The sequence below is a fragment of the Streptococcus sp. Marseille-P7376 genome, assembly GCF_902460385.1.
Taxonomy (GTDB): Bacteria; Bacillota; Bacilli; order Lactobacillales; family Streptococcaceae; genus Streptococcus; species Streptococcus sinensis.
Window position 1 is genome coordinate 15845 of sequence record NZ_CABPTS010000018.1, and the last position, 20257, is coordinate 36101.

Sequence of the window (20257 nt, forward strand, 5' to 3'; positions counted from 1 at the left end):
TTTTTTTGAAAGGCAGGAGAATGAAGAAAAAAGTGATTTTTGCTGTTGTATTCTTATTTTTAATGGTAGCTATTGCCCTCTCTATCCATCGTTCTGTAGATAGGAGGACGTTTTCTTATTCAGCAGCAGCTGTTGGGAATCCTTTGATGGGCTATGCACCTTCTGCGCAAGAATCAGATCTTTCAGATGACATCAGCCTGCTATATGTTGAGGTTACTTGGAGAGAGTTGGAGCCTGAGAAAGGCATTTATAGATGGGATGCTATTGAAAAGGCAAACCAGTTTAAAAAATGGCGAGCAGAAGGCAAGCATTTTGTGCTGCGTTTTGTGCTGGATTATCCTGGGGAAAAGCAGCATAAGGATATTCCAGACTGGCTCTATGATGAATTAGCGGATCCAGGTGACTGGTACGATTCATCATATGGCAAAGGCTTTTCTCCAAATTATCATGATAAAAAGTTAGTCAGCTACTATCAAAAAGCTGTTAAAGCATTGGGAGAACGCTGGGGGCAAGACAGTTTTATCAGCTATATTGAGCTGGGAGGATTGGGGCATTGGGGAGAATGGCATGTTAATCTGGAGGCTGGAATCCGTCCACTGCCAAATGACAGCATCCGAGAGCAATATGTGACGCCTTGGCTGACGGCTTTTCCAGAAGCCAGTTTCTTGATGCGACGCCCCTTCTCGACAGCGAAAAAATATGGTTTCGGTATTTACAATGATATGGCTGGTGATGCAGCAAGCACGCAGGAATGGTTGGACTGGATAAAGCTAGGTGGAATCTACGACCAAACAAATGAAAAATCTCTGACAGCCATGCCTGACAGTTGGAAAACAGCGCCAATCGGCGGAGAATTGACCAGCAGTCTGTCTATGGAGCAACTCTTGGTTTCTGATTTGCAGCAGACAGTTGATTTGGTAAAGACCTCTCATACAAGCTTTTTAGGTCCTAAAATTGCTGAGGCAGTTGATGGGGATAAAAAGGGATATGACAAGCTTTTGCAACATATGGGTTATCGTTTGTGGATTTCGTCTGCAAAGCTTCAAAGATATGGGGGCGCTATAAAACTGATTACTACTTGGGAAAATGCCGGTGTTGCCCCTTTTTATAAAAACTGGAAAGTCTATGTATATGTGCAAGATAATTCGGGGACAGAGATTGAAAAGACAGAACTGCCGATTGAGCTGCCAAAGGTCCTTCCAGGCGAGCAGGTAACGGTTGCTGTCAATCTTTCAAAGCTAAAATCAGCAGAAGCAGTGTGGCAAAAGTATCAAATTTCTGTCGGAATTGTCGATCCCATGACAGGAGAGAATGCTATTCACTTTGCCGTCGCTGGTCAAGAAAATCAGAAGCGGCTCATCTTATTCACAAAAAATTGGGATGCAGGTTGACTAATACTGAAAGAGAATCTATTTTAGACGAGATAAATCGACGAAGGTAGAACTGGAGTTCATCAAGGATATTTAACACCGTCAAAATAGATTTTTTTTGGACATCAGAGGAGTTCTGCTCATTTTTCGATAGCAGTACGTCATTTTTTTCTTGATTTTTAAAAACGACAAGTGTAGAATATATTACGAACTACAGTTGTAGAAAAAACGACAATATTGCATGGAATGAGGAGAGAAACAAAGATTATAAAAACGCTAATAAAACTCATTCAACTTCTATTTTTAACAAATTCTTATTCGGAATTGAATGCAACGATATCAGTCACAAATCTTGTGATCAATTCGATATGTAGTTTAAATTAACATAGAGAGTCTGAGACAAAATAGTTCTCAGTCACAAAAAAGCTAGAGATTCCCAATTATGGAACTCTAGCTTTTTAAATTTGAACCGTTCTCTTATTGTATTTAAGGAGATTATTGGCCATGAGCACTAAACCCATGTCAATTTTCACCTGACGCTTGCCTCTTAGGTTACATCTCTTGTAACCCAAATAAGCCTTTATCTGCCCAAAGACAGGTTCCACATCAATCTTACGTTGATTGAAAATCTGTCTACCTTCGGGAGATAAAAGCGCTTGGCATTCTTTAGCTTTTAAGTGTTGATAACGTTCGTTGATATATAGTCCCTTTTGAGGGGCTGATTTAGGTTCATCAGCGTAGTAAACCTTGATTTCCTGTTGAAAGTCCGTCTGTGTTTTCTGATGTTTGATATGATGAAAACGATAGCACCAGCCATCAGGATGTGTATAGCTATCCTCCTTGTCACACATATATATGTGTGTCATGTATTGAAAATATACAAAATGTCAAAAAAATACAATGAGTAGAAAATATTATAATTTTAATTTGGTAAATTATTTTATTATTGAAATCAGTTTGTTATAATGTTCTGATAAAATTTTCTACAGAGTCAAATTGGAGTAAAAAATGACACTGTTATTAACAGGAGACCTAAATTATTTTTCCGAAGAAAGTCTGTTAGAGGCTTTTCCTGAGGAGCGCTTGTTTATACTGGGCAATCTGGCCAAGCCTTTAAAGAAGATTAGACACCTTCCATTGGATGATTCGACGGACTTGCAGCTCCTTTTTAGAACATACGATATTAATCAGATTATCTATTTTTCAGCTTCTCTAAATGCTATTTCTGAAATGAACACTGAAATGTATCAGCTAAGAAGGATTTTGGATAATCTCAAAGCGTCCGCTTCTCTTCGTTTCCTTTATGTAACGGGACCGGATCGCCATTATCAGAATGATAGCAGTCGGCGGATTATCCTGTCCAGTGCGGAGGAACTTTGTCAGTATTATGCGAGGACCTATCACTTTTCTTTTAAAATTATTCATTCACTGCACCTGTATAATCTTTTAGATGAAGAGGATAGTCTTGGACAGCTGCTTTCCAAGCTCAAGCATGGGAAAGCAGTTGATTTCAAAGTGAATCCGAATCAAAGAGCTTATTATATCTATCCCAAAGATTTACTGGTGCTCTGTTATCGTGTACTAGACTGCTGGGATGATGAATTTGAATGTCTTTTGATTTCGGATTCATTTCATATCACCTATGCTGAGTTGTTCTCAAAACTAGATTTGGCTGGGGCTGATATCTTTTCTGATGCTTTGCCCATCAGGGAATTGCAGGTGGCGGATACTTCTTTGAGAGAGCACTATGGCTGGTTCCCGAAAGTTACGATTTTAGATGATCTGGAAGATTTTGTCTACCAGACCCAGGAAAAGAAGGACCTACCCAGGTGGCGGCAGCTACTGATGCTCCTTCATTCTCAGAATATCTATGGCCGCTTCCTTCAATTTTTCTTGCTGTTTGCTATGAGTGAAGTTCTTTCTTATACCTTGGGACAGCAGGTTTACTTTAAAACAGTTGATTATCGTCTATTTTTTATCATGGCAACGGCTTTTATCCTCGGGACAAAAATGGGCTTGCTGGCAGCTGTCTTGGCAACCGTTGGCCTCCTTACTCAAAATGTTATTAGCGGATCCAGTAATTTGTCTACTCTTTTCTTTGAACCATCCAATTGGATTCCCTACATGGTTTACTTCATTTCTGCCATGATTAGTGGCTATGTCAAAGAGAAGGGGCAAGATGAGTTTGCTTCCTTGAAGTCTGAAAATACGGATCTGCGTCAGCAGCTGGAAGCGGAAAAGTATTATATAGATGACTTGCTGACAGAAAAGGCGGAGTTGTCCTATCAGATTTTGGGACGGCAGGATAGCTATGGGAAAATCTATCGCTTCTTGGAGCACTTGGATACGCCTTATTTGGATATCTTTGTCGTGCGTCTACTGCAGTATCTGTCAGAAATCTTCCAAACAGAGTCGATTTCGATTTATTCTGTGCAGCAAGGTCGGCTGGATAAACTGCAATTTTCATTGGCTGTTTCACCTGCTCAACCGGGAGACATGGATAAAGTAGCTGCCATTTTTACCCATATCGAAGAAGAAGGTATCTGGTCAATCAGCATTTAAGAAAAGCTTATCCTATGTACATGTCAGCTTTAACAGCAAACGGTAACAGGAACTACTGTATCTTCATTGAGGATGTTTCTGCGGAGCGATTAAATCTATACCATAAAAACCTCTTTAAAGTTTTGATGGGCCTTGCTAATCGCAGTTACCAGCAGCAGTTAACAAATCATCGCTTGCTAGAAAATAATGGCCGGCAGTCAGAGCTTGTTTTGAGCGAAAGTGATTTTTATCGCAAATTGCTACAGATAAAAGAAATGGACAGTCCTTATTTTAATGCTCAGATTTTACACCTAGCAGTAGCTGACAACTTGCCTTCTGCCCTTGTCCAGCTTTTGGTCTCAAAATGGTCCATGTTTGTCACCATAGGTCTGATCCGTGACGATTATTATCTCTTATACAATGCCCGTGCAGCCGAGTCTTTATTGGACTGGCGCGAATATTTGACTCAGCGTGGAGTAGAAATCGTAGGGATTCAAAATCTTGAGGAAACCATTGAAATCATCCAGTTTTCACAGGATTTGTCTTAAAGAAGAGGAGTATGTTTTACATGCTGATACCTATTTTTTTATTTTTGCATTTGCTCATTGTTTTCTTGGTTTTGAAGGAAGAAAAGAAAGGTAAACTGTTTTTGAATCCTTTTTTGCTAGTGCTTCTCTGCATGTTTCCAGTTTTGGGAGTCATTACAGTGTTGGCTATCAACTTAGAAAACGCTAAGGCAGAATCAAGGCAGGAACTGAGTTTTGAAGAAGTCATTCCCTGGCTGTCAGATGAAGCTTTTGATGGGGAGATGGATACAAAAGGTGCAACAGATATGGAAGTCAAGGAAATCATTCCTTTTCAGGAAGCCTTGCTGCTGAATCATGCCAGTATCAAACGCGCCTTAATTATTGACCTTATCTTTGAAAAACCGGATCAATTTGTTCCCTTGCTACACCAAGCCCGTTTGAATGATGATATTGAGGTGGTTCATTATGCCACGACAATTTTATCAGAATTAACGGCTAAATATGACACAAAATTGCATAGCTTAGAAAAGAAGATGCGGCAAGATCCGGACTCTCTGCAGGCAAAGAAAGCCTATATCTCCTTCCTACAGCAGTACATGGACAGTCAGTTGGCAGAGGGGTATTATGAAAATACACTGCGACACCGCTATGCTGAGTTGGTTTCTCGTCTGCAGAAAGAAAATATCATGCTGGAGAAGTCTTGTTTTGTCAGGTTGGGAGAAATGTATCTAAAATTTCAAGATATGCAGCGCTTTTCAAAGCTCTTAAATCAGATGCAGCAGCTCTTTCCTGAAGAAGAGGAGACCTGGATGCTGAGGCTGAAAGCGATTGTGACTTGGAAATCTCAGCAGGAATTGTCCGATTTTTTCCATGAATTAAAGGAAAATCATATTTATCTGTCTGCGAAAAATCGAGAATTCTTAGCGGTTTGGCAGCAAGAAAGAGAAGAAAATGTTTAAAAAGAAAAGGATTCGTTTTACAAGTATAAGGACTATTTTTATCGTTCTTGTACTCATATCAGTCGGTCTGTTCATTGAGAGAAATGGAATTCGTTATCAGACGAAAAATGACCAGTCGTACTACTTGAAGAATTCACAGATAAAAACGAAAAAAGCTGCGCTTTCCGAGGTTGCAGTTACGAATTTACTGATTTATGATTCGAGAAACCAGACTTCCGCAAGTGCGATTGATAATTTTAAACAGATTTTTGAAGATATGAAGGTGGGAACAACCTATGTTGACATTGCCACAGAAGAACTTCCTGATTATTCTGCTTTTCAATCTGTTACAGTTTTAACGCCTGACTTGGAACCCTTGGGAGAAAAAGTAATGCAGTTAATGGAATGGGTGGAAAATGGCGGTAATGTCATGTTTGCAATGACTCTTCAGAAAGACAACATCAGCTCGATTATTGAGCATAAGCTAGGCATTACTTCTTCTTCCTATGATTATGCTGTTGTGGACAAAGTCTATATTGAAAAAGGTTTTATGATAGGAGATCGACAAAGTTACACAATTGATGAAGCCTTTGAATCAGCCTGGGCGGTTGAATTGGATGACAAGGCCCAAGTGTATATGACAACGGCAGATAAGGCTAAAGTTCCGCTTGTGTGGACCTACAACTTAGGATATGGACGGATGTGTCGTAGATAATTTTGGGCTCTATGTCAAGGCTATGCGTGGCTTTTATTCAGCCTCCTACTCTTTGTTGGGTGATGTAGGGGGTTATCCTGTCATCAATTCTTCCTCCTTTACCCTGGACGACTTTCCTTCCCCTGTCCCAAACAGAAATGCGGAATATATCACACGTGATTATCAGATGAGTGTTTCTGATTTTTATATCAACATCTGGTGGCCTAACATGGTTAAGCTGGCCGATAAATACGGTCTCAAATATACAGGTGTAGTCATCGAAAACTATGAAAATGACACCAGTGGCCAGGTCGAAAGGCAAGCTGATACCTCTCGTTTTACCTATTTTGGCAATATGTTGTTGCAAATGGGAGGAGAGATTGGCTATCATGGCTACAACCACCAGCCTTATAGTTTATCCAATGTTGATTACGGAGATGCGTTTGAGTACCATGTTTGGCCCGATACCAAGGCCGTTGCCAATTCTTTAAACGAGTTAATAGACTTCACGGATAATCTCTTCCCAACCGTTGAAAAATCAGTCTATGTTCCACCATCAAATATCCTCTCTCCTGAAGCTAGAAAATTTGTAGCTGCCAAATATCCACAGATCAAAGTCATTGCTAGCTCTTATTTCTCTAAGGATTTTGAATACGAGCAGGAGTTTGAGGTTGCCGAAGACGGCATCATTGAGGAGCCGCGAATCAGTTCGGGAACGATTATTGATGATTACATCAAACTGACCATGGTGTCCGAGCTCAATATGCACTATGTCAGTCATCATTTTATTCATCCAGATGACCCTTTGGATGAGGACCGTGGGGCAAAGATGGGTTGGGAAAAAATGTTTAGCAATTTGTCTAAACAGATGGCCTGGCTCTATAAAACAGCTCCCGTCATTCGCAATCTGACAGAATCTCAGATGGGCGGAGCCATTCAGCGCTATTCCGGTATTACCGTCAGGAAGGAAGTGGCGGATAATCAGTTCACTTTCCATCTAGGGAACTTTGTGGATGAAGCCTACCTGATGGTGCGGATAAATGAAGGGAAAATCGGAACCGTCAAAGGAGGTCAAGTAGAGCATCTGACAGGAAATGTCTATCTGCTTCATGCAACCAGCGACAAGGTGACCATTCAGCGCAAGTAAGCTACACATTCTGAAGGATTGAAAGGAAAAAATGTGAGAATTTGTTTGATCTTAGAAGGGTGTTATCCCTATGTCAATGGGGGCGTTTCCTCATGGATGCACCAGTATATCACAGAAATGACCGAGCATGAGTTTGTACTACTTACACTAGGAGCCTACTCAAAAGATCGCGGGAAATTTAAGTATCAGCTACCAGAAAATGTAGTCGAAATTAAGGAAATGTTTCTAGATGGAATCACTGATTTGGACGAAGCTCAGCTAGAACTGCCAAGGAGTTTAAACGACAGGGAAAAAGGGGCTTTGAAAAACCTCATTGCCTGTCAGTCTCCGGATTGGGCTGTGTTATTTGAACTTTTCCATGTCGGTCAGCTCCAACCGCTGGCATTTCTGCAGAGTCAGGTATTTTTAGATCTGCTGACAGAAATCGTTGCAGAAAACCATCACCATCAAGCTTTTGCGGAATTTTTCCATTCGACGCGTTCTATGCTCTTGCCGGTGCTTTATCTGATGACTCAAGAACTGCCCAAGGCGGATATCTATCATTCCATCGCAACAGGCTATGCGGGACTCTTGGCTAGTCTGGGCAGTTATCTCTATCAGGTGCCCCTCTTCTTGACCGAACATGGGATTTACACGCGCGAACGGGAAGAAGAAATTCTACGTTCTGATTGGGTCTTGCCGACTATGAAAAAGCGTTGGATACAGTTCTTTTATATGCTGTCCAATCTCATTTACGATCGGGCAGTCCGTGTGACCAGTCTCTACACCAAGGCCAAATTCATCCAAGAAGAAGTGGGCTGCGATCTTGAGAAATGCCAAGTCATCTCGAATGGCATCCATTACGATCGCTTTGCCAATATCCCTCTGAAAAAAGAAGATGGCTGGATTGATATTGGAGCCGTTGTCCGCATCGCTCCTATCAAGGATATCAAGACCATGCTTTATGTCTTTTTTGAGTTATCACAGAGGGTACCCAAGGTACGGCTGCATATTTTAGGTGCTGTAGGCGATGAAAGCTACTATCAGGAATGCCTTCAGCTCATGAAACAATTGGACATAAAAAATGTCGTGTTCACTGGTCAGGTAGATGTTATTCGTTATATGGAGAAGCTGGATTTTACCATTTTAACCAGCATCTCAGAAGCCCAGCCCTTGTCGGTCATCGAATCAATGGCGGCCAGACGCCCTTGTGTGACAACCGATGTTGGCTGTTGTCGCGAATTGCTGGAAGGCAACAAGGAGGACAAACTTGGAAGGGCTGGTTATTGTGTTCCGCCTACCTATTGCTGCTTTTAAGGCTGTTGGGGAATCTGTAGAGCAACCTCTGAGATATTACCATAACAATATTTCTGGTACCCTTTCTTTGCTGGAAGTAATGGTCAAGCATCATGTGAAAAACATTGTTTTTAGTTCCAGTGCTACGGTTTATGGCATGAATAATCAATCCCCTTTAACAGAGGATTTACCCACATCAGCGACCAATCCTTATGGACAAACCAAGCTGATGATCGAGCAAATCTTAAATGATATAGCGCAGTCAGATCCAGAATGGTCAGTGACCATTCTCCGTTACTTTAATCCCATAGGAGCTCATTCCAGTGGTTTGATTGGAGAAGCACCAACAGGAATTCCTAATAATCTAGTTCCCTATATTACACAGGTTGCGGCTGGAAAATTAAAGGAAGTGAAGGTGTTTGGTGATGACTATGATACACCCGACGGGACAGGCGTACGTGATTATATTCATGTTGTTGACCTAGCAAAAGGCCATGTCTTAGCCCTCAAACAAAATCTAATAAGCCAAGGAAGTGCAATTTATAATCTTGGTACAGGTAAGGGCTATAGTGTGCTAGATCTGATTAAAGTCTTTGAAAAGGTCAATCAGGTAATAGTTCCCTATAGTATCACATCGCGTCGTTCTGGCGACATTGCGACTTGCTTTGCTGATGCCAGTCGAGCTCGAAAAGAACTGGGCTGGATAGCTGAAAAAAGCTTGGAAGACATGATGCGGGATTCCTGGAAGTGGCAAATCAGTTTGCACGATTGAGTAGATAAATCGACAAAAGCTGTGGGACAAACGTGGTTTAAAAAGCTTTGGCAATAGCAGCATATCATATCCTAGGTGCGACATTTGTCTTTAGCCAGGAGCAGGTCTTAAAGTAAAGGGCAGTCGTTCTCCTATGACGGAGAATCACTGGGCCGGATAGCAGACGATGTTCTTTCTTTTAGGGGGAAGTTGGCAATTGGAAGGCTATATCTTTCGGAAATGTTCTCTTATAAAAAATTTTTATGGCTGAAGCTATAGCAAAAAGAGCCTAATTTTGGTAAGATTAAAGGACTTGGAAAAGATAGGCGAGTAAGCCTAGGAGGAATAAAATGAACAATCTATTAGTTCTACAATCGGACTTCGGTCTGGTAGATGGGGCTGTGTCAGCTATGATTGGAGTGGCTTTAGAGGAATCGCCGACGCTAAAAATCCATCATTTGACCCATGACATCACCCCTTACAACATCTTTGAAGGAAGTTATCGGCTCTTTCAGACAGTGGACTACTGGCCAGAAGGAACGACTTTTGTCTCGGTCGTAGATCCAGGTGTTGGTTCCAAACGTAAAAGTGTGGTTGCCAAGACCAGTAAAAATCAATATATCGTGACCCCTGACAATGGAACGCTATCCTTTATCAAAAAGCATGTCGGCATCGTAGCCATTCGTGAGATTTCTGAAGTGAAGAACCGCCGTAAGAATACCGAGCATTCTTATACCTTCCATGGTCGAGATGTTTATGCTTATACTGGAGCTAAGCTGGCCAGTGGGCATATCCGCTTTGAAGAAGTTGGACCTGAGTTGAGCGTTGAGGGAATTGTGGAAATCCCTGTTGTGGAGACAGGAATAGCTGATAACTTTGTCAGCGGAGCTATTGATATTTTAGATGTTCGCTTTGGCTCGCTTTGGACTTCGATTACTCGTGAGGAATTCTGCACGTTGGAACCGAACTTTGGCGACCGTTTTGAAGTCACTATTTACAACAATGACATGCTGGTCTATCAAAACCAAGTGACCTATGGCAAATCTTTTGCAGATGTCCGAATCGGTCAGCCGATTCTCTATATCAATTCACTTTATCGGGTTGGTTTGGCTATCAACCAAGGTTCCTTTGCCAAGGCCTATAATGTTGGAGTTGGTGCCTCTTGGCACATTGAGATTAAGCGCATAGAAAATTAAAGGAGAAGAAAATGAATAAGAAATTTTTAGATACAAAGTTTACCATTAAGGAAGTTGTTGCAACAGGAATTGGAGCTGCACTTTTCGCAGTCATTGGTATGATCAGTGTTCCGACACCAGTGCCCAATACGAGTATTCAGCTGCAGTATGCCGTTCAGGCACTCTTTAGCGTCGTCTTTGGTCCACTTGTCGGCCTCCTGATGGGCTTGATTGGCCACGTTATCAAAGATGCCATGGCTGGCTATGGTCTCTGGTGGTCTTGGATTATCGCCAGTGCACTCTTTGGTTTCATTGTTGGTTTATTTAAAAAACGGATTCGAGTGGCAGAAGGTGTCTTTGAAGTTAAAGATATCATTAGTTTCAATATCATCCAGTTTTTGGCGAATGCCTTTGTCTGGCTCTTGGTCGCTCCAATCGGGGATGTATTGATTTATAGCGAACCAGTCAATAAGGTTTTTGTTCAAGGCTTTGTAGCAACTCTGTCCAATGGTTTGACCGTTGCTGTGGCGGGAACCTTGCTGTTACTGGCTTATGCTCGCACTCAGACAAAATCAGGAAGTCTCAAAAAAGATTAATCATAGTAGTTTCTATCTAAGAATAGCTGCCTTTATGACTGGGCAGCTTTTTTATTTGCGAGTGGTGAATCATACAATTGTCCACTAGGAACTGGAAAATTTAAGAAATTCATGACATACTAAAAACGATTACAAGATAAGATGATATATTTATGCCAGCTCAAAGACAAGAACAGATTTTAGAATGAGTCTTGCCAATCTGACCCTTGTAGATTCCTCCAGCCTTTTTTGAAAACGCTTTAATTTTGTGCTTTTGTGCTATAATGGAAAAGAGGAATTGATAATCTGTAAAGAGCATCTCTTTATCGTTCGGCTTTCGCTAAGTTTCTTGATGGAGAGGTTGTTTTTTCATAATCTTTGAAGTAGATAACTGGAAATGATGACGTTGTCATAGGAAAACTGCTTATGTAGTAACAGGGTGAGTCGGTAAGTTAGCTACTGACGAATCAACATCAACCGAAGATTTGAATAGTTTAAAGTCCTTTGGTCTCTTATGTGACTCCGCTATTTCGAACGTGTCTACAGTATTTTAGCATTAGTAGCAAGTGCTCTGACGGCTGGATTTCTTAACCTCTAAGGTCTACGTATGGTTTGGGTCCAAATTGTTTCAGTTGAGTTGGTTGTGACTTGCAATTTTTTTATTTCTTGATTCTTAAAACAGAACCCTTTTAATTTTTAGGCTCAGGGATTATCGAATTCCAATGTATATTTTAGGTGAAATTAGTCAGTTTGGCAGAATGGCCTTCATGATGACCGTTGTTGTGTTTGTTCTACTTGTTGTTATGGCAAGTGCTATGTTTAATAAACGCTTAAATAAAAAAGCGGAGGAGGGCATGTAGTATGAAATTTTTCTTAGATACAGCTGATGTAGCGGCTATCAAAGCGATTAATGAATTAGGTGTTGTGGATGGCGTAACAACTAACCCAACAATTATTTCACGTGAAGGACGCGATTTTAAAACGGTTATTCAAGAAATCTGTAATATTATAAGTGGTCCTGTTAGTGCAGAGGTTACTGGCTTGACAGCGCCTGAAATGATTGCGGAAGCACGTGATATTGCTAAATGGGCTGATAACGTTGTTGTCAAAATTCCAATGACAACGGAAGGCCTAAAAGCTGTCTCCGTCCTTTCAAAAGAGGGAATCAAAACGAATGTTACTTTGATTTTTACAGTTTCACAAGGACTCATGGCTATGAAAGCTGGCGCTACTTTCATCAGTCCTTTTGTTGGGCGTTTGGAAGATATTGGAACAGATGCCTATCAACTGATTGAAGATTTGCGCACGATTATTGATATTTATGATTTTGAAACTGAAATCATCGCAGCTAGTATTCGTAATTCAGCACATGTTGAAGCTGTTGCAAAACTTGGTGCTCACATTGCAACCATTCCGGATAATTTATTTGAAAAAATGACGCAGCACCCACTGACTACCAATGGAATAGCACAGTTTATGAAGGACTGGGAAACATTTAAAAAATAAGTTTTGGGGTAGGTATGGGAAATAGCAGTCTCTGCCTCTGGCTAAATTTCAAGCAAGCCTTAGCAACCTAGAAGACATTGGCTCTTTGTCAACAGAGCTAGGTTGCTGTTAAGCTAAGATTTGGAGAAGACCAAACTGGTCTTCTCTTTTTGATGTTTAGAACTATGAAAATTACTTTTGAAATAATGTTAAAAATAAAAGACAAAATGACATTTATATATTGCAATTTTTAAAATATATTGTATAATGGACTTATGAAGATGAAAGGAGCATAGATATGAATAAGAAAGTGAATGATCTGCTTATACTGCTTATTTGTCTTGTATCGGCGACAATTCTACTATTTGTTGGCATGATTCAGAAAATTCAAACCTTTATCATACTTGCTTTTAGTGATGTCGCCCTTGGCTGCACTTTCTACGCTATAGGCGGGCAAAAGAAAGATGATAAGGATGGTGACCATGGCAAAAAATCTTAAGCTCAAGATGGCACGGGCTGAGCATGACATGACCCAAGGCGATTTGGCTGATGCTATTGGCGTGACTCGTCAGACTATTGGCCTGATTGAGGCAGGCAAGTACAATCCCAGTCTCAGTTTATGCTTGGCCATTTGCAAATGCCTCAATAGAACGCTGGATCAGTTGTTTTGGGAAGAATAGTAAGAAAGTGAGAAAGAAGATGAAGGACAGAATACAAAAAGTCTATACAGATGAACGGACTGTACAGCTTGAGAGAAAATTAGGAAATGAAATAGCTTTTTTTGCTATCATTTTGCTCGTTATTTCTATTTTTATCAAAATCATGATTTGGCATGTGCCAGTAGAAGGCTACTTACCAGAAATCTTGATTATTTTAGGGATGGAGCTATATGCAGGAATTCGGAGCTGGCAGCTGGGGCTAGACATCAGACGCCATCATCCAACTAGTAGTGTTCGCACACTCAGAAGTCGTTTGGCTAACGGAGCTAACCTAGCGATTGTAATCGTGGCTGTTCAGATGTTAGGTGGAAATTCAGCTCTTCGACCATTCTTTCGCCATTATCCATTTTTACAATTTGTTTTTATTATTGCGCTGATACTGGTTCTCTCTAGTATTTTAGACAAGGGAGTCAATTATTTTTATCAGAAGAGACAGGTTTTATTAGACCAAGAACTAGAAAATGATGAGAATTAGAATCAATGAATCTTCAACTTATAAATAAGAAAGTGAGTAAAAAAATGAAGAAGCAGCCTGTTATAAAAGATGAACGAACAGAGAAATTGGACGGCAAAGTTGCGGGAGAGTTAGTACTAGGAATGTTCCTCTTCTTAGCTATCTCTGTATTTTTCAAAGCCTATGTCCTCCATCTAAACTTACTGGCCTATCTGCCAGAAGGTATTCTGCTTACCCTAGTAGGTCTATATGCATTGCTTCGTCGCTTAAGTCTAGGGATTGATGTTCGTGATATGGTGAGAGAGGAAAAATGGCCAGAGCGTTTTGGCGGTGGAATTGTCTTTGTTCTCATCGTTATAAGCATTGATTTCTTTGGTCAGCGAGAAAATCTGGCTAGCATGTTAAGCATTTTGTATCTGCTCAAGCTGGCTCTTGCAATGATACTGTTTATGCTTGGGAGCTTGACCATGGACAAGATCAGCCTTTACCTAAACGGCAAAGGTCAGGCAAAGCTCAATCAGGAATTGGAGGATGAAGAATGACTTGGTGGAGACGATTGATCTGGGTTGGCTGTGTTTTCTTAGCCTTGGCCTTGTATATGCTCCCTATGCTGTTTCAGCAGCTAGCAGTAACTTATCAATTTCCCAAACAGTGGAGCATTGGTCTCGGGCTTTTGCTGATTTTCCTCACTTTGCTGGTCTTTGTCGTGGTAGCAAAGAAGGCTGGAATCTTATCCCAGTCTGGAAAATTCTTTCAACAAGGAGACGGGAGGCGAATTGCTCTAGGCCTCTTAGGCATGTTGCTCATATCTGTCCTTGGGACGGTATTACTCCGGTGGCTGCATGGAGAAGTGACAACGGCTAATCAGGCATCTTTGATAGAGGAGTTCCGAAGAGGAGATATGATTTCGTTTCCCATCATACTTGGAGTTTTAGCGCCTATCGCAGAAGAAATTATTTTCCGTGGCATCATTCCTCTAAAAATTTTTAAAGGCTATGAAAGCTGGGGCTATATCATAGGCGGGCTGCTCTTTGCGCTTTTTCATGGCCCAACCAATATCATGTCTTTTGTGATTTATGGTGGTGCCTCTGTGATTTTGACCTTGCTGGCTTATCGAACTCGGCGCTTGGAAGTCAGTATTGCAGTTCACATGATAAATAATGGGATTGCTGCAATTATCATGTTGTTGATAGGCATTTTTGGAATACCTAGATAGGAGTTAGAGATGAAAATCAAACTTATTAAACGTCAAATCTTAGACGAACGCGAAGAACAACTGGTCAACAAGGCTGGTATGGAGAGTTTCAGTCTCATGCTATGTGGCAGTTTAGCTTTATATATGGGTTCTGTAGCTATGAATGGGGGAGTCGTTCACTATCAGCCCTTCTTGCTGCTGATTCTCATCACCAGTTTTTATTTCATGTGTCGAACTCAGTATCTGGGAGCTAACTATTACAATAGTTTCAGTCTGACTATCTGGGGTGTGCTGACTGCGACAGGCTTTCTGACTCTTTTGATTGCCTGCCAGAATTTCCAACTGAATCACGCTATTTATCATAACAGTGTTTTTCACCCCATGTTTCTTTTTGTTATTTTAATTACTTTTGTCATTCACTTTCCTTTTATGCTAATGGTCAATATTTTCTTGGAGACTCTCAGCAAGTGGCAGAAGAAGCGCTTTGAAAAGTATTTAGAAGAATTGGAAGAGGAGTGAGTTATCTCTTCTTCAACTGCTCAGCTCAGCTATTTTTCAAACAAATAAATTGCTCAGCTTTTCTTCTCGCGATATAATGAAAGAACTGGATTAAAAATTCAGATAATTTAAGAATAGAAAAGAGAAGAAAATCTGATGGCAAAAGATATTCGCGTCCTACTTTACTACAAATATGTTCCGATTGAGAATGCTGAGAAATTTGCAGCTGATCATCTGGCTTTCTGTAAATCTATTGGTCTGAAAGGTCGTATCTTGGTGGCAGATGAGGGTATCAATGGAACGGTTTCTGGTGATTATGAAACCACTCAAAAATACATGGATTATGTGCACAGCCTTCCGGGCATGGAAGACCTTTGGTTCAAGATTGATGAAGAAAACGAGCAAGCTTTCAAGAAAATGTTTGTTCGCTACAAGAAAGAAATCGTCCACTTGGGCTTGGAAGACAATGATTTTGACAACGACATCAATCCGTTAGAGACGACAGGGGCTTACCTGTCACCTAAGGAATTTAAGGAAGCTCTGCTGGATGAAGACACGGTTGTCCTAGACACTCGTAACGATTATGAGTATGATCTGGGGCATTTTCGTGGGGCCGTCCGTCCAGACATCCGCAACTTCCGTGAATTGCCGCAGTGGGTTCGTGATAACAAAGAGAAGTTCATGGACAAGCGCGTGGTTGTTTACTGTACCGGTGGTGTTCGCTGTGAGAAATTCTCAGGCTGGATGGTGCGGGAAGGCTATAAGGATGTCGGCCAGTTGCATGGCGGTATCGCGACTTACGGCAAGGACCCAGAAGTTCAAGGGGAGCTTTGGGACGGCAAGATGTATGTCTTTGATGAGCGTATCTCAGTTGACATCAACCATGTTGACCCAGTCGTGATTGGGAAAGACTGGTTTGATGGGACTCCTTGTGAGCGCTATGTCAACTGTGGCAATCCAGAGTGCAATCGCCGCATCCTGACTTCAGAAGAAAATGAAGACAAATACCTCCGTGGTTGCTCTCACGAATGCCGTATTCACCCTCGCAACCGCTATGTGACTGAAAACGGCCTGAGTCAAACAGAAGTGATGGAGCGCTTGGCTGCGATTGGAGAATCTTTAAATGAAGTAGCTCCTGCATAAAGAGCACGAAACAGTCCAATTGGGCTGTTTTTTTGGAAATTTTTTCATATTCCTTAAATAACAAAGTTCAAACTATAGATGTGATTTGATAACTGACTTTTGGAGATGAAACTCTTCAATACGTGCTATAACCTAATTATGAATAGCAAGAAGGGGAGGTAGAAAATGACTAAGAAAATTGATGTTTTTGCTCATGTGCTTCTGCCTAATTTTTATCGGCAGATGCTGGAAATTGAACCCAAGCTGCCGGAGAGGTTTCCCTTTATCCAGCATCCTCAGCTGACTGATATAGAGTTGCGGCGCAGTTTTTGGGATAAGGAGACCCAGCAGATTATTTCTTTTGTCAATATCAATCCCGAGGACTATGTTAGTCCGGAGGTGGCAGCTGTTCTCTGCCGTCGAGCTAATGCCGAGCTGTCTCAGGCAGTGGCGGACAATGCTGATATCTTTGCGGCAGGCGTTGCTATGATTCCTATGAATCATGTGTAAGAAGCAGTGAAAATCCTCCAAGAAATAGCTGTTAATCCTCATCTGGCTGGTGTTCAGCTCTTTACTCGGGCTCTGGGATTGTCCATTGCTGACCCAGAATTTCACCTGATTTTTGAAGCCTGCTCCCGACTGGATCTGCCCATTTGGCTGCATCCCATCTTTGATGAGCGCAAGCCGGACAATAATATCATCTTTTCTTGGGAATATGAGCTGACTCAAGCCATGCTGCAGCTGTTTCAGACAGGGATTTTTCAGGAGTTCCCAAATCTGAAAATCATTGTCCACCATGCAGGAGCTATGGTTCCTTTCTTCAGTGAGCGGATTCGCTATATTCTGCCGGAGGACCAGGAAAAGGATTTTCACAAGTTTTATGTGGATACGGCGATTCTGGGTAATCCTAAGGCTTTGGAGCTTACTATTGAGTATTTTGGGGTGGATCGAGTGCTCTTGGGTACCGACCTGCCTTTAGGCATCCAGCCAGCCGGCGCGACCCAGGTCATTCTCTAAGCTATCGAAGATCTGCCCCTCTCGTCCGCAAATAAGGAGCAGATTCTGGCCGCCAATGCTCAGAAGATCATTTTCAAAGACTAAGGGAGGTTTAAGATGACAACACCCATCATCCATCTTTTTTGTCTGACAGTAGCAGACGGGAACCAGAGTCGTTTTCAAGCAATCGGTCTCAAGAATTTGACGACTTCTCAGGAACAGGAGCCTGGCACCCTAGCTATGTATGTTAGCCCCATCAAGGGTCAGGAGACTGTTTCCTATGTATTTGAGGTTTATCGCAGTGAAGAGGATTATCAGATTCACCGAGCTTCGCCCCAATACCGGTATTTTGTGACAGAAACAGGGCCGCTCATGGAAGAACGCCAAGCCTATGAGGTTCAGCCGATATTTTTGCAGGAAAAGCTGCCTGCTGGCCAATGGACCCAGCCGAATGATTTTTATCTGAAATTTGCTCAGCTTGAGGTGAAGGAAGAGGGAATTGGTGATTTCCAAGCTATCGTGACCGAGGAAATGGTGGCTTCTATGGAGAAGGAAACGGGAGTCTTGGCCATGTATGCCATGGCAGATACTCAGAAATCGAATCATTTTTATTTCTTTGAAGTCTATGCGGATGAGGCAGCTTATCTGAACCATCGAGAAACCCCGCATTTCAAAGACTATATCGAAGGTACAGCTGACCTTGTTTGCGATAAACAGCTTTATGATTTGTACAATGGCACCGCCATCAGTCAGGGAGAGCTCAAGACTTACAAGCGCTGACTCTATCTTATTTCATAAAAAATACTAAAGAATTTGGGATGAAAAAATCTCAGATTTTTTAATATTATAGTAACTTTTGGTGAGGTAGCTGATTGTCTTTTGCAAGGCTAATCACGCATTTTCATTAGCTTAAGAGTTCGTTTTTAGCTCCTCTTCGGTTCGTCTTTCGAACTCACAAAAACTTTCTTGCTGCAACTCTCATCTTCCTTCTCCATTGCCTCGACACTTGAGCCCGCTCGTGAGGCTGAGACTAGGAACAAAAATAGAATTTTTGTTCTGCCCCTTGCTTTTTTATGGTACAATAAAACAATAAGGAAGGTAGTAGGAACAGAACTCAAACTCTATTAGTAGAGCGTCCCACTCCTTTAGTTCGTTGAAAGAGGACCCTATGATTCTTGAAGAATTTGACCAAAATCGCAAGGCTATCATTAATCCAGAGGACTTAATAGAGCCAATCGAGGGCTTTCCAGAGACGGCGGTTTCCTGTTTTGCTCGTGAAACCTTCGCCCGAATGCTGGCAGATTTTGACCATGAGTTGATTACGGCGACTTCTATGGCGAATATTGAAATTCCTATTTATCGAGTTTTTGCGGATGGACGGGAGCTGGCCCTTTTCAATGCGCCAGTTGGTGCTTCAGCTTGCGTAGCTATTCTGGAAGACTTGATAGCTTTTGGGATGAAACAGTTGGTTCTCTTTGGGACTTGTGGTGTGCTGGACGAGGAGATTAAAGAAACATCTATCATTATCCCGACGGCGGCTTTGCGAGATGAGGGGACTAGCTATCATTATCAGCCGGCTAGCTCAGAGCTGGCAGTCAACGCCGGCTTACAGGATTTTCTGTTGAATTTTCTGGACCAGCGAGGGATTTCCCATAGTCTAGGCAAGGTCTGGACGACGGATGGCATTTATCGAGAGACAGCGGACAAGCTCCGCAAGCGAAAAGAAGCTGGGGCTGTCTGTGTGGACATGGAGTGCTCAGCTGTTGCAGCTCTGGCAGCCTTTCGCAGTATTAATGTCTGCCACTTCTTCTATGCGGCAGATCATCTGTCTGAGGAAGCTTGGGATATGCGAAATTTAGCCAATCATGCGGACTTAGACGAGAAAGACAAGGTGGCCAATCTAGCGATTCAAATCGCTTTGGCTTTATAAAAATGACTATGAAAAAACCAATTATCCAATTTCAAGATTTCACCTTTCAGTATCAGACCCAGTCTGATCCGACCTTAAAGAATATCAATCTGACCATCTATGAGGGCGAGAAGGTTCTTTTAATAGGCCCTTCAGGATCTGGGAAATCAACCTTAGGCCATTGTTTGAACGGCATTATTCCCAATATTTATAAGGGGCAGGCCAGTGGCCAGTTCTTGATTCAGGGGGAGCCAGCTTTTGACAGCAGTATTTATGACAAGTCAAATCTGGTCAGTACCGTTTTGCAAGATACGGATGGTCAATTTATCGGTCTCAGTGTGGCCGAAGATTTAGCTTTTGCGCTTGAAAATGATATGGTAGATCTACCAACCATGAAAAGTAAAGTGTATTCTTGGGCGGAAAAATTAGATTTATTGAACCTGCTGGATCATCGGCCTCAGGACTTGTCCGGCGGTCAGAAGCAACGGGTCAGTCTGGCTGGCGTTCTAATTGATGAGAGTCCTATCCTGCTTTTTGATGAACCTTTGGCCAATCTAGACCCCAAGTCTGGTCAGGATACTATTGATTTGATTGATCAGATTCATAAGGAAGCTGGAACCACGACGATTATTATCGAGCACCGCTTAGAGGATGTTCTTTACCGAGCAGTGGATCGGGTTGTTCTGGTCAATAATGGACAAATCCTCTTTAATGGCAGTCCGGATGACTTGTTAAAAACGCAGCTCTTGGCGGAAAATGGTATCCGCGAGCCGCTCTATATTACTACTTTACGTCAGCTGGGTTTTGATGTGGCTAGTGTTTCAAGCTTGTCAGATTTAGGAAATATGGATCTGTCGGAGCTCTCTGTCAGTCTGCCTTCGCTAAC

Annotated in this window: 18 protein-coding genes and 4 pseudogenes; 21 read left to right on the top strand and 1 reads right to left on the bottom strand. The window is 41.8% G+C overall.

All coding sequences use genetic code 11. The features are described from left to right. Positions 1 to 20 precede the first annotated feature (20 nt). Entirely contained in the window at positions 21 to 1391 is a 1371-nt protein-coding gene (locus FZ952_RS08755) for a DUF4832 domain-containing protein (RefSeq protein ID WP_148881389.1), read from the top strand. 437 nt (positions 1392 to 1828) lie between these two features. Here the strand turns inward: FZ952_RS08755 and FZ952_RS08760 are convergent, their stop codons facing one another. Further along, entirely contained in the window at positions 1829 to 2236 is a 408-nt protein-coding gene (locus FZ952_RS08760) for a transposase (RefSeq protein ID WP_262366352.1), read from the bottom strand. A 142-nt stretch (positions 2237 to 2378) separates the two neighbouring features. Between FZ952_RS08760 and FZ952_RS08765 the strand changes: the two genes are divergently transcribed. The 20 genes and pseudogenes from FZ952_RS08765 to FZ952_RS11960 form a co-directional block, all read left to right on the top strand. Continuing rightward, positions 2379 to 3932 carry a hypothetical protein gene (locus FZ952_RS08765; protein ID WP_148881390.1) on the top strand — a complete coding sequence of 518 codons (1554 nt, stop codon included), beginning with the start codon at positions 2379 to 2381 and terminating at the stop codon, positions 3930 to 3932. A 20-nt stretch (positions 3933 to 3952) separates the two neighbouring features. Next, complete coding sequence (locus tag FZ952_RS08770; RefSeq protein ID WP_148881391.1) at positions 3953 to 4459, top strand: hypothetical protein; 507 nt, start codon at positions 3953 to 3955, stop codon at positions 4457 to 4459. A 20-nt stretch (positions 4460 to 4479) separates the two neighbouring features. Continuing rightward, positions 4480 to 5397, top strand: a complete 918-nt coding sequence (locus tag FZ952_RS08775) for a hypothetical protein (protein WP_148881392.1) — start codon at positions 4480 to 4482, stop codon at positions 5395 to 5397. After that, a pseudogene (locus FZ952_RS08780) lies at positions 5390 to 7217 on the top strand (DUF2194 domain-containing protein). Before FZ952_RS08775 ends, FZ952_RS08780 begins: the two are co-directional and overlap by 8 nt. 33 nt (positions 7218 to 7250) lie before the next feature. Continuing rightward, the gene (gene pelF, locus FZ952_RS08785) at positions 7251 to 8513 is read left to right on the top strand and encodes a GT4 family glycosyltransferase PelF (protein ID WP_148881393.1); all 1263 of its coding nucleotides are present in this window, start codon (positions 7251 to 7253) and stop codon (positions 8511 to 8513) included. Next, positions 8503 to 9264, top strand: a pseudogene (galE, locus tag FZ952_RS08790) (UDP-glucose 4-epimerase GalE); the annotation flags it as partial. The gene pelF and the pseudogene galE, both read left to right, overlap by 11 nt. A 329-nt stretch (positions 9265 to 9593) precedes the next feature. Then, positions 9594 to 10439 (top strand): S-adenosyl-l-methionine hydroxide adenosyltransferase family protein, encoded by an 846-nt coding sequence (locus FZ952_RS08795; RefSeq protein WP_148881395.1) that lies wholly within the window; start codon positions 9594 to 9596, stop codon positions 10437 to 10439. Positions 10440 to 10450: 11 nt separating this feature from the next. Then, complete coding sequence (locus FZ952_RS08800) at positions 10451 to 11014, top strand: ECF-type riboflavin transporter substrate-binding protein (protein WP_062200483.1); 564 nt, start codon at positions 10451 to 10453, stop codon at positions 11012 to 11014. Positions 11015 to 11854: 840 nt separating this feature from the next. Next, the gene (gene fsa, locus FZ952_RS08805) at positions 11855 to 12499 is read left to right on the top strand and encodes a fructose-6-phosphate aldolase (RefSeq protein WP_148881396.1); all 645 of its coding nucleotides are present in this window, start codon (positions 11855 to 11857) and stop codon (positions 12497 to 12499) included. A gap of 277 nt (positions 12500 to 12776) precedes the next feature. Further along, positions 12777 to 12977, top strand: a complete 201-nt coding sequence (locus tag FZ952_RS08810) for a hypothetical protein (protein ID WP_062200489.1) — start codon at positions 12777 to 12779, stop codon at positions 12975 to 12977. Next, on the top strand, positions 12961 to 13158 hold the full coding sequence (locus FZ952_RS08815; protein ID WP_148881397.1) for a helix-turn-helix transcriptional regulator: 198 nt from the start codon (positions 12961 to 12963) through the stop codon (positions 13156 to 13158). The genes FZ952_RS08810 and FZ952_RS08815 overlap by 17 nt, the downstream gene beginning before the upstream one ends. Before the next feature lie 19 nt (positions 13159 to 13177). Beyond that, complete coding sequence (locus FZ952_RS08820; protein WP_062200493.1) at positions 13178 to 13672, top strand: DUF6773 family protein; 495 nt, start codon at positions 13178 to 13180, stop codon at positions 13670 to 13672. A 44-nt stretch (positions 13673 to 13716) separates the two neighbouring features. Further along, positions 13717 to 14193 carry a DUF6773 family protein gene (locus tag FZ952_RS08825; RefSeq protein WP_148881398.1) on the top strand — a complete coding sequence of 159 codons (477 nt, stop codon included), beginning with the start codon at positions 13717 to 13719 and terminating at the stop codon, positions 14191 to 14193. Continuing rightward, the gene (locus FZ952_RS08830; RefSeq protein ID WP_148881399.1) at positions 14190 to 14867 is read left to right on the top strand and encodes a CPBP family intramembrane glutamic endopeptidase; all 678 of its coding nucleotides are present in this window, start codon (positions 14190 to 14192) and stop codon (positions 14865 to 14867) included. Before FZ952_RS08825 ends, FZ952_RS08830 begins: the two co-directional genes overlap by 4 nt. Before the next feature lie 9 nt (positions 14868 to 14876). Beyond that, positions 14877 to 15365: a DUF6773 family protein gene (locus FZ952_RS08835; RefSeq protein ID WP_148881400.1), complete on the top strand. Its 489-nt coding sequence runs from the start codon at positions 14877 to 14879 to the stop codon at positions 15363 to 15365. Positions 15366 to 15500: 135 nt separating this feature from the next. Then, the gene (locus FZ952_RS08840) at positions 15501 to 16487 is read left to right on the top strand and encodes a rhodanese-related sulfurtransferase (protein WP_148881401.1); all 987 of its coding nucleotides are present in this window, start codon (positions 15501 to 15503) and stop codon (positions 16485 to 16487) included. Between the two features lie 165 nt (positions 16488 to 16652). Then, positions 16653 to 17567 (top strand): annotated as a pseudogene (locus FZ952_RS08845) (amidohydrolase family protein). Between the two features lie 12 nt (positions 17568 to 17579). After that, entirely contained in the window at positions 17580 to 18242 is a 663-nt protein-coding gene (locus FZ952_RS08850; RefSeq protein ID WP_148881402.1) for a putative quinol monooxygenase, read from the top strand. A 388-nt stretch (positions 18243 to 18630) separates the two neighbouring features. Next, the gene (locus FZ952_RS08855; RefSeq protein ID WP_148881403.1) at positions 18631 to 19392 is read left to right on the top strand and encodes a nucleoside phosphorylase; all 762 of its coding nucleotides are present in this window, start codon (positions 18631 to 18633) and stop codon (positions 19390 to 19392) included. 8 nt (positions 19393 to 19400) lie between these two features. Next, a pseudogene (locus FZ952_RS11960) lies at positions 19401 to 20252 on the top strand (DUF3744 domain-containing protein); the annotation flags it as partial. Positions 20253 to 20257 lie beyond the last annotated feature (5 nt).